At 59.9% G+C, this 8,904-nt stretch carries 5 protein-coding genes, 1 rRNA gene and 1 pseudogene; 4 read left to right on the top strand and 3 right to left on the bottom strand.

The annotated features are described in order from the left end of the window. The 4 genes from rrf to HCI85_RS15490 all read left to right on the top strand — a co-directional run. Nucleotides 1-105: ribosomal RNA gene (gene rrf / locus HCI85_RS15505) — 5S ribosomal RNA — on the top strand; the annotation flags it as partial. A gap of 145 nt (nucleotides 106-250) precedes the next feature. Continuing rightward, nucleotides 251-910, top strand: coding sequence for a paraquat-inducible protein A (locus HCI85_RS15500; protein ID WP_167145703.1), 660 nt, complete (start codon nucleotides 251-253; stop codon nucleotides 908-910). Continuing rightward, entirely contained in the window at nucleotides 897-1,520 is a 624-nt protein-coding gene (locus HCI85_RS15495; RefSeq protein ID WP_167145701.1) for a paraquat-inducible protein A, read from the top strand. Before HCI85_RS15500 ends, HCI85_RS15495 begins: the two co-directional genes overlap by 14 nt. Further along, complete coding sequence (locus HCI85_RS15490; protein ID WP_167145698.1) at nucleotides 1,513-3,816, top strand: PqiB family protein; 2,304 nt, start codon at nucleotides 1,513-1,515, stop codon at nucleotides 3,814-3,816. Before HCI85_RS15495 ends, HCI85_RS15490 begins: the two co-directional genes overlap by 8 nt. 36 nt (nucleotides 3,817-3,852) lie before the next feature. Here the strand turns inward: HCI85_RS15490 and mksF are convergent. The 3 genes and pseudogenes from mksF to mksB all read right to left on the bottom strand — a co-directional run. Beyond that, a pseudogene (gene mksF, locus HCI85_RS15485) lies at nucleotides 3,853-6,703 on the bottom strand (Mks condensin complex protein MksF); the annotation flags it as partial. Continuing rightward, nucleotides 6,700-7,395: an Mks condensin complex protein MksE gene (gene mksE / locus HCI85_RS15480; RefSeq protein WP_167145694.1), complete on the bottom strand. Its 696-nt coding sequence runs from the start codon at nucleotides 7,393-7,395 to the stop codon at nucleotides 6,700-6,702. The pseudogene mksF and the gene mksE, both read right to left, overlap by 4 nt. Next, entirely contained in the window at nucleotides 7,392-8,639 is a 1,248-nt protein-coding gene (mksB, locus tag HCI85_RS15475) for an Mks condensin complex protein MksB (RefSeq protein ID WP_167145692.1), read from the bottom strand. Before mksB ends, mksE begins: the two co-directional genes overlap by 4 nt. Between the last annotated feature and the right edge of the window lie 265 nt (nucleotides 8,640-8,904).

Genomic DNA, 8,904 nt, shown 5'->3' with positions numbered 1-8,904 from the left:
TAGAGCATTGGAACCACCTGATCCCATCCCGAACTCAGTAGTGAAACGATGCATCGCCGATGGTAGTGTGGGGTTTCCCCATGTGAGAGTAGGTCATCGTCAAGCACCTATACCAAAACCCCCGATCGTGAAAACGGTCGGGGGTTTTACTTTGTGGCGCGAAAACAAACCACGCCCAGCTCAGCCTTTGATAGGCAACTAAACAGGGCGTGGCTATGATGCCTAAGCGCACTTATCCAAGGGTTCTTCTATGGCCGATCCGGCACTCTCTGAACCACTGTCCGAGCGTGAACTCAAGCAACTGATTGCCTGCCATGAGTGCGATCTGTTGTTGCGCAAACCTGAGGCGGCTGCAGGTGAGCGGGTTGAGTGTCCACGCTGTGGCTATGAGTTGTACACCCATCGCACGTATGTCATACGACGGAGTCTGGCATTGGTACTTGCAGCTTTATTGCTTTATGTGCCGGCTAACTTTTTGCCAATTATGCGTCTCAATCTTTTGGGGCAAACCACTGAAGATACGGTATGGACGGGCGTACTCGGTTTGTATAACAGCGGGATGCAAAGCGTCGCCGTGGTGGTATTTCTTTGCAGCATGGCTGTGCCACTGCTGAAGTTGTTATGTCAGCTGGCTGTGCTGCTGAGCATTCAACTGGATATGGGGCGCAGTTATGGCTTATTGCTTTACCGTATTTATCACCATATGCGTGAGTGGGGCATGCTTGAGGTCTACTTGATGGGCATTCTGGTAGCCATCGTCAAGCTGGTGGATCTGGCCGAGTTAAGTATTGGTCTAGGGTTGCTGTGTTTTGTCGCATTGTTACTGGTGCAGGTCTGGCTGGAGGTGACGATGTCGCCGCATCAAATCTGGGAAGCCCTGTCGGGGGAGGATGAGCATGCGAGCGATTGATGCCGGTTTGTTGATTTGTCACGAGTGCCACCAACTTAACCCGCTTCAGCCGGAGAGCTGTAAGCAGTTCTGTTCGCGATGTGGCGGCCGCTTGCATGAACGCAGGCCCAATAGCCTTGTGCGTACCTGGGCGCTGCTGCTGACTGCGGCGGTGCTGTATATACCCGCCAACCTGCTGCCCATCATGACGGTCAACTCGTTGGGCAAAGGACAGTCCGATACCATCATGTCGGGTGTTATTGAGTTGGTGAACTACGGCATGTTGCCGATTGCTGCGGTGGTCTTTATCGCGAGCATCCTGGTGCCGACATTCAAGTTGGTGGGCATCGCCCTATTGCTGTACTCGGTGCAACGCCATCAGCCGATGTCAGCGCGGCAGCGGATTCTGATGTACCGTTTTATCGAATGGATTGGCCGCTGGTCGATGCTCGACATCTTTGTCATCGCGATACTGGTCGCGGTGGTCAATTTCGGCAGCCTGGCCAGTATCGAACCGGGCTACGGTGCTACAGCTTTTGCCAGTGTGGTCGTGCTGACCATGCTAGCCGCATTAACTTTTGACCCTCGCCTGATATGGGACAACACGGATTCGGATGACGACCATGAATGATTTGCCGTTGGCCAAAGCACGCCCTGCTTCGAACTGGTCGGCTATTTGGGTGCTGCCGCTGATTGCATTATTGATCGGTGGCTGGCTCGGCTGGCGTGCCTATAACGAGGCGGGTATCGAAATCCAAGTGACCTTCGAGACGGGAGAGGGCTTGCAGGCCGGCAAAACGGAAGTGATCTACAAGGGCATGTCGATTGGTAAGCTGACTGCGATGGAGCTTGACGACAGCGGCGAGCGGCGCGGTGTACGTGCGACGCTGGAGATGGACAAGCGTGTGGAGCATCAGCTGCTCAGCAATACCCGCTTCTGGTTGGTCAAGCCGAGCGTCTCGCTGGCAGGTATTACCGGGCTGGAAACGTTGGTCTCGGGTAATTACATCGCCGCCAGCCCCGGCGACGGTGAGCCTACGCGCAAATTCACTGCGCTCAATGAACCGCCGCCCTTGGCCGATACGGCGCCTGGGCTGCACCTGACGCTCAAGGCCGAGCGCTTGGGTTCCTTGAACCGTGACAGCCCTGTGTTCTACAAGCAGATTCAGGTTGGCCGGGTGAAAAGCTATGCCCTGCTTGAAGATCAGAATCAGGTTGAGGTGAAGGTATTCATTCAGCCGGAGTTCGCATCCCTGGTGCGCAAGCACACGCGTTTCTGGAACGCCAGTGGAGTGTCTATTGATGCAGGGCTATCAGGTGTGAAAGTACGCACCGAATCGCTAGCCAGCATCGTGGCTGGCGGTATTGCCTTTGCGACGCCGGAGCATCGCAAGGACAGCCCGCCGACCGATCCGTCACTGCCATTCCGCCTGTATGAAGACTTCGATACGGCGCAGGCAGGTATTCGCGTCAACCTGACTCTGCATGAGTTTGATGGGTTGGAGCCTGGGCGTACACCGGTGATGTACAAGGGCATCCAGGTCGGTCATATGAAGACCTTCAAGATTGACGATGACCTCAGTGGTGCGCGCGTTGAACTGATGTTGGATCCCCGCACTGAAGACTACCTGGTAGAAGGCACGGATTTCTGGGTGGTCAAACCATCGATTTCCCTAGCAGGGATTACCGGGCTAGAAGCATTGGTCAAGGGTAACTACATCGCCATACGCCCGGGCGAGAAAGGCAGTGCGCCGTCGCGTGACTTTGCGGCCAGGCCCAAGGCGCCGCCGCTCGATCTGGCGGCGCCCGGTTTGCATCTGGTGTTGTTCAGTGACGTGCGTGGCTCCTTGGAAATTGGCAGCCCGGTGTTGTTCAAGCAGCTCAAGGTCGGTTCGGTGCAAAGCTATCAGCTCTCGCGCGACAACAAGCAGGTGGCATTCGGTGTGCACATTGAGCCGGAATACACGCATCTGGTGAACAACAGTACGCGCTTCTGGAATGCCAGTGGCATTACCCTCAAAGGTGGTTTATCCGGCGTTGAGGTGAAAAGCGAATCGCTGCAAACCCTGCTGGCTGGTGGGATCGCCTTTGAGACCCCGGACCCGAAAGCCGCCAAGAATGACAAGCGCGTGCAGCGCTTCAACCTCTACAGCAGCCAAGAACAGGCGCTGGAGAAGGGCGTTGCACTGACCATCCGTGTCCCCCGTGGCGATGGGCTTAACCCCGGCACGGCAATTCGTTACAAGGGGCTGGATGTGGGTAAGGTCGAGCGCATTGAGCTGACGGATGATTTGCAGGCCGTGATTCTGCATGCGCGCGTTACTCAGGCAACCCAGCAGATTGCCCGCGTGGGGACGCAGTTCTGGGTGGTCAAGCCCGAGGTAAGTTTGACCCGGGCCGCCAATCTGGAAACCCTGGTCACGGGCCAGTACATCGAAGTGCTGCCGGCTGCACAGAAGGCTGCACTGAAACTGGACTTTACCGCCGCCGAGGCACCGCCCAAGGCCAGCGTGCGTGAGCAAGGCTTGCGTCTGGTGTTGAGCGCGGCGCGGCGTGGGTCGATCAAGCCGGGTGTGGTGGTCAGTTACCGCGAAGTGCCGGTGGGCAAGGTCACCGACTTCGAGCTGGGGCCAACCTCGGATCGCGTGTTGATCCATATTCTGATTGAGCCGCGTTATGCGCCCTTGGTGCGAACCGGCAGCCGCTTCTGGAATGCCAGCGGGATTGGCGTGGATGCTGGGCTGTTCAGTGGCGTGAAGGTGCGTACCGAGTCGCTGGAGGCTTTGCTGGAGGGTGGTATTGCTTTTGCTTCGCCGGATAACCCGCAAATGGGCGGCCCAGCGCAGGTTGGGCAGACCTTTGCCCTGCACGATGAGGTCAAGGAAGAGTGGTTACGCTGGGCGCCGAAGATCACGCTGGAGAAATAACCGACAAGGGCCGCAATTACGGCCCTTGTGCTTTATGGCGGGTGAGCCAGCCTTAGGCTGGCTCGGTTGCTGCGGTTGTGGTTTCTGCCTTGTTCTTGGCGCTGTCACGGCGTTGGATATATTTCCAATCCGCTTCATCGATATAGATGCCATTCGGACCGCTGCCGCCTTCCAAGTCGATCGCCACATGGGCCGAAACCTGCGGTTTCACAGAGGCGAGAATCGGCACAAAGCCCAACTGCAGGCTGGTTTCGATCAGCGCTTGCTGGTTCTTCTCATCGATATCCGCCGCCTCATCCAGGTAGTAAGGCAGCCGCACCTTGCCAGCCTGGTCACGGTCCATCAAGTGCAGCAACAGGTACATGTTGGTCAGCGCCTTGATGGTCATGGTGGTGCCGTTGGAGGCTGCGCCATCAATGTCGGTGTGGATCACCGGCTGGCCATGCACTTTGGTGATCTCGAAGGCCAATTCAAACAGATCCTTCAAGCCCAACTGGTTATGGTTGGCGGCAACCAGGCGTGACAGGTAGTCCTTGGCTTCCTCGTTCTTGCTGTCCTGTTCGCTGCTCTGCTGCAGGTCGAACACCGAAAGAGTTTCGCCTTCTTCGTATTGACCGGCGCTGTGGATGATCTGGTCGATGTGCTTGAGCGCATCCTTGTTCGGCGCGAGGACGATACGGAAGCTTTCCAAGTTGGACACCTGACGCTTGTTGATCTCGCGGTTGAACAGCGCCAGCTGGTGTTCCAGGTTGTCGTAGTCGCTGCGGATATTGCGCAGGGTGCGGGCGATATCGGTAACCGCAGCGCGGCGCGCCTTGGCCAGGGTAAGGGCTTCGTCCTGACGGTGAGCGTAAGCGTTGACCAGCAGGTGCAGCCGGCGCTCGACGTCATCTTCGCTGTCGAACTTGGCCACGCCTTTCAGGCGCACCTGGGCGTACAGCGCCTCAATCTGCCCGTCGATGCGTTGCAGGCCCTGCCAGGCGTCCTGGTAGTCGTTGAGTAGCGGCAGCAGGTTGTCCAGGCTGTCGTCCAAGGGGTCGGAAAAGGGTGTGCCGAACGGCAGGTTGGCCGGCAGTAGCTGGCGGCGACGCAGGGCGTCTTCCAGGGTGCGCTCCTTGGCTTCCAGATCGGCGAGCTGACGGCCGACCAGTTGCAGCTTGGCGGAGAGCTGCTGCACGCGCTCGGTAAAGGCATCGGATGTACGCTTGAGTTCGTCCTGAGCGGCCTCCAGCTGCGCCAGCTGCTCCAGTTTCTGCGGCTCTTCCACAGCCAGGGTCTGGCTCTTGCGGAAGTCCTCCAGGGCCTTCTGCGCATCCAGCACGGCCTGGTAGAACTGCTCGGCCTGGGCCTTGCTAGCAGCGCGGTCGGAGGCTACCGCCTGTTGGGTTTTTAGCTGTTTGTATTCACGATCCAGGCGGTCTTTCTGATCGCGCAGGGCCGCGCGGTCAGCCAGGGCCTGCAGTGCTGGGGGCTCGATATGCGAGAGGTCGATAGTTAGACCGGGCACTTCGAAGTGTTCGCCCTTGAAGCCGTCGAGGATAGCTTCCAGGGATTTGACCCAGGCATCACCCTCGGCGACCTGAATGCCTTTCTCACCCAGCGGTAGGCTGAACAGCTGGCCGTTAAACAGGCGCATCAGGCGGTCGACATCCGCCTGGCTGAACTCTTCGCGTAGGCGTGAGTAGCTGTTGTTGTCGGCGTGTTCGAGTTGTTGCTTGACCGATTTCAGGCGTTTTTCCAGATCGCGCAGGCGCTCATCCAGATCTTCTGCGGAGAACTGCCGCGACTGCGCCAAGGCGCCGGCCAGTTCGTCGTGAGCATCCTTGGCGGCCAGCAGCTGTTCTTCCAGCACCTTGGCATCGTTGACCAGGGCAAAGCGGTTTTTCAGTACCGACAGCTCGCCGAGCCAGCGTTGGATCTCGCTGATTTCGCGCTCCATACGCATTAGCTCTTGGGTGCCGCCACGTTGCTCGTGCTGCAGGCCGTCCTGCTCGCCACGGTAGTGTTCGGCCTGGATCACCAGCTCTTCGCGGCGTGCGCCGGCGTAGTCCTGCCAGGTGCCGAGCAGCGAGTCGAGCAGCGGCGACAGGCGATGCAACTTGCCGCGCAGCAGCTCACGCTGGGCCACACCGGCTGCCAGGGCTTCGATCAAGGGGCCGGCGGTAACCAGCGCCTGGTAGTCCTGCTCCATACGCCGTACATCGCGGAAGGCTTCTTCGGTGGCGGCGATATAGTCGACGCTGCCCGAACGCAGGCTGTGCTCGAAGGCATCGAGGAACAGCTGCTTGAGTTTGGCTGCGGTGATCTCGCGCATATGCAGCAGGTTGATAAACAGCGCGCGGAAGGTCTTCAGGCTTTGCTCGCTGGTGGAGCGCAGCGGGATTAGGGTCAGGTCCAGCGGAATCGAGGTGTGCCCGCCGACCAGCAGGCGGCGCAGCTCCTCGGGTTTCAGCTCGTAGGCCTTGATGCCTTCGCGTTCCAGCGCGTTGAAAAGCTCGCGCTGACGCAGGCAGGTACCGTTCTTCTGGTAGTGCTCCAGGTCCAGGGTGCCCTGGTAGGCGAAGAACTGGTGACCGAAGCCGCCGCCCGGGCCGCGCCCGGCCACGCCGATCACATGCGGGCCGTGGGGCAGTGCGACTTCGACAAGGATATAGCTGGTGTCGCTGGCGAAGTAGAACTTACGCGACTGTTCCAGGCTGTACTTGCCGAAGCTCATGTCCGACATGCGCGCGAGAATCGGGAACTGCAGGGCGTTGATCGAGGCGGATTTACCCAGGTTGTTGGCCCCATAAACCGACAGCGGGTTTTCCAACGGGAACAGGCCGAGGCTGTAGCCGGCGGTATTCAATAGGGCAAAGCGGCGAATGCCGTAGCGTTCCTGGCTCATGCATCCATCTCCTGGGCGTCACGTTCTTCGGCCATGGCGCGGGCCAGGGCGTCTTCTTCGGATTCGTCGGCATCGTCTTCAGCGAGGCTGATGATTTCGTCTTCTGCCTCCTCATCCAGCAGCACCGGCGTCGGCAGCGGCAGGCTGCTGTGCAGGGTGGCGGCCAGGTCGCGATCTTGCTGCACCGATAGGCAAACATCGAGGAAACGGTGCATGGGCGCGAGGAAGCGGTAGATGCCGTTGTCTTCGCTGGCAAAACCGAGCTGGGTCAGGCGGCGCATGACTTTTTCTTCCAACTCTTCCTGGGTGGTGACTTCTGCCTGTAGAAACAGGTCGCGGTATTTTTCCAGCAGCGCTGGCAGTTCGTCACGGCCCAGGCTGCCGCCGTCGAGTACGGCCAGCGGGTCGCGGCCCTGATCCGCTAAATGTTCAACGAGGATAAAGGTGAACAGCGCCAGGCGCTGCGCGGTCTTGTTGACCTGCGCACCCATCTGCTCGGGGACGAAATAGTAGAAGCCGCGGCTGTCGCAGGTCAGCTCATAGCCCAGTGCCTTGAACAGGCCGCGGTACTGGTCCTGTTGGCTGACCAGCTGGGTGTAGAGCTCCGGGTTGCTGCGGCTGATGTGGTAGCCCTTGAACAGCTCCCGGAAGATCGGGGCGAGCTGGGTCAGTTCTTTCAGGTCGATATTCATACGGTGGTCCCGGCCGGCTTGATCAGGGCAAAGGAGCTCAGGCTGACCTGATGCTCGCGGGTGAGGTAGTCACGGCGCTCAAGGCGCTCGCGCTGGAAACGGCCATCGCGGGACAGGCGCGAGAACCAGTAGAGCAATTCGTCGGTGGCGCCTTCGGGCTCCTGTTCCAGCAGCCAGACCATCAGATCCGGCAGCGGCAGGGCCTGCTCGCAGCGCTCGATCATTTCCCGTGCGGTGCGTGGCGCGCGCGGCGCTTCGCCTTTGCGGCTGGTATGGGCCTTGGGGAACTGCGCCGGCTTGGGCTCGAACCGGGCCAGGGCGTAAACATAGGCCTCGACCTGCGACGCGGTGCCGAGAAAGGTGCTTTGCGGGCGACTGAACAGCGGCAAGGAGGCCTGCGGCACGGCGTCCAGGCCCTTTTTACGGATTGCCGCGAGGGCCAGGGCTGCGCCGCGGGTTACGGCGTTATGCCGGCGCGCTTCCTCGCGCAGCGGCAGCAGCAGTTCGCGGGCGCGGCGCAGGGTCAGTTGGGCGGTGGTCTGCATTTCCAAGATGCGCGCATGGGTGCGCAGCAGCAGGTCGTCATCGACCAGTTGACCGAGACGCTGTTGTTCGCCGAGCAGGCGCAGCAGCACGTGTTCGACGCGGTACACGCCTTGCTCAAAGGCGCCGTCGGCGGCGACCAGCTGGATCATCGGTTCAACGTATTCGTCCCAGGTGGCCAACACCTCGGCGTAGCGCTGACGCAGGGGAATCTGTCTATCTGAGGTCTTGGCCCGTTCGGCCACGGCGACCAGCGCCTGCTCGTCATTGGCCAGCTTCTTCAGCACATCGCGCACGCGCATATCGAGCAAACGCAGCTGGCGCGCCAGGTCGGCGGCATCGCGCACCTCGAAGGCATCCTTGATATAGCCGGCCAGGCGCTCCAGGTGGCGCAGGTAGGCTTCGATCTCCAGGCACAGGCCCAGGCGGTGTTCGCGGCGCAGGTAGGCGAGGAAGTCGTGGATCTGCGCGTTCAGCTCGAAGCGATTGGGGCTCTTGGCCACCGGCACCAAGATATCCAGGCGAATCCACTGATCGAGCAGGGCGGTGACATCGGTTGGCGTGCCTTCGGGCAACTGCGCGGCGAGCTGATTACGCAGCTCCACCAGGCTCAGGGTGCCGGCATCGAAGCGCTCGCACAGCGGCTCCAGCAACGTCCAGTGTTCAGCAAGGGCGCGCAGTACGCGCTTGGGATCAATCATCGGGGCATCCGCTCCGCGGGCTTTTCGCAAAAAATGCCGATTGTACTGCAAGCCGCAGCGAAGGCTTGAGTGTCAGTCATCGTCTGTGCGCGCCGCTCGGGCAGATGTAACCCAGGGTGTGGCGATGGGTAACAGCCTGGTGGCTGTCTGTGACGAGTTTCTCGGGATTTCTCGACTATGGGTCGGCACATTTAGACAGCAGGGTTTTTATAGTGCTAATCAAGGCGTGGAGCCCTCAGGGCTTGTCAGCATAAAAAGAAAAGGA

The sequence above is a fragment of the Pseudomonas sp. OTU750018 genome (assembly GCF_011636575.1).
GTDB classification, from domain to species: domain Bacteria; phylum Pseudomonadota; class Gammaproteobacteria; order Pseudomonadales; family Pseudomonadaceae; genus Aquipseudomonas; species Aquipseudomonas peli.
The sequence above is the reverse complement of the archived record's forward strand: the minus strand, read 5'-3'. Positions and strand labels throughout refer to the sequence as shown.